Consider the following 1,546-nt stretch of genomic DNA (forward strand, 5'->3'; position numbering starts at 1 on the left):
GCGCCGGGGCCTGCAGGCCCGGGCCGCGTCCGCCAAAGTGGCCGCGCCCGCGGGACCGGCGCCCGACCTGTCCCATGTGTTGCGCAACAAGCGCGCCTTCCTGCCGCTGCTGCTGGCGCCGGGCATCACGGCCATGATCACCTTCGGCGTCACGGCCTGGCTGCCGGCCACCTTCATCCGCCAGTGGGGCTGGACGCCCGGCGAGATCGGCCCGGCCTACGGCGTCATCATCCTGACCTTCGGCATTGGCGGCATGCTGCTCAGCGGCTTCCTGGCCGACTACCTCACGGCGCGCGGCAAGCAGGTGGGGTCGATCGTCATCTCGCTGGTGGCCACCGGCGTGCTCGTCATCACCGGCCTGGTGCTGGCCTTTGCGCCCACGCCCACGGTGGCCCTGGTGGCCGTGGCGGCCACCACCTTCTTCCTGGGCATGCCGGTGGCGCTGGCGCCGCCGATCCTGCAGGCGGTCACGCCCAACCAGCTGCGCGGCCAGGTGACTTCCATCTACCTGCTGCTGATCAACCTGATCGGGCTGGGCCTCGGTCCCTTCCTCGTGGCCTTTTTCACGGACTTCGTCTTCCATGACGAAAAGCTCGTGGGCCTGTCGCTGGGCCTGGTGTCCGCACTGGCCGCGCTGCTGTCCGTGCTGTGCCTGGCCAGCGCCATCGGTCCCTACCGCCGCCTGGTCGCGGCCACGGAGGGCCGGGCATGAGCGCGCAGGCATCACATTGCTCGCACTACCAGCCGCCGCTGCAGGACATCCGCTTCGTCCAGCAGCACTGGCTGGGCGCCGAGGGCGACTGGCGCCGCATGCCGGCCCACGAAGCCCTGGACCAGGAGACGGCCGACCTGGTGGTCGAGGCGGCCGGGCGCTTTTGCGCCGACGTGCTGGCCCCGCTCAACGGCCCGGCCGACCTGCAGGGCTGCCGCTTGCAAGAGGGCAGGGTGCGCACGCCCGACGGCTTTCCCGCCGCCTATGCAGCCTTCGTGGAGGCAGGCTGGCCCGCACTGGCCTGCGCCCCCGACGCTGGCGGCCAGGGCCTGCCCCAGCTGCTGGACGCCGCGCTGCACGAAATGCTGGCCTCGGCCAACCATGGCTGGACCATGTATCCGGGCATCCTGCACGGCGCCTATGCCTGCCTGCACGCGCATGGCGACGAGCATCTGCGCGCCACCTACCTGCCCCACATCGTCAGCGGCCGCTGGCTGGCCACCATGTGCCTGACCGAGCCCCAGGCCGGTTCCGACCTGGGCCTGCTGCGCAGCCAGGCCCGGCCCCGGGGCGATGGCAGCTACAGCCTGGACGGCAGCAAGATCTTCATCTCGGGCGGCGACCAGGATATGAGCGAGAACATCGTCCACCTGGTGCTGGCGCGCCTGCCCGATGCGCCTGAGGGAACGCGCGGCCTGTCGCTGTTCCTGGCGCCGCGCGGCATTCCCCGGGACGACGGCAGCTTTCTGCCCAACGCCATCTACTGCGACGGCATCGAAAAGAAGATGGGCATCAAGGGCAGCGCCACCTGCGCCATGCGCTTCGAGGACGCGG

At 71.0% G+C, this 1,546-nt stretch carries 2 protein-coding genes; both read left to right on the top strand.

The window, feature by feature from the left end; all coding sequences use genetic code 11:
* Nucleotides 1-712 (top strand): MFS transporter (locus tag L995_RS11515; RefSeq protein WP_047471786.1); only part of this gene is annotated, 712 nt, incomplete at its 5' end.
* Nucleotides 709-1,546 (top strand): acyl-CoA dehydrogenase family protein (locus L995_RS11520; RefSeq protein ID WP_047471790.1); only part of this gene is annotated, 838 nt, incomplete at its 3' end. The genes L995_RS11515 and L995_RS11520, both read left to right, overlap by 4 nt.

The sequence above is a fragment of the Delftia sp. ZNC0008 genome, from assembly GCF_000799035.1.
Taxonomy (GTDB): domain Bacteria; phylum Pseudomonadota; class Gammaproteobacteria; order Burkholderiales; family Burkholderiaceae_C; genus Comamonas; species Comamonas tsuruhatensis.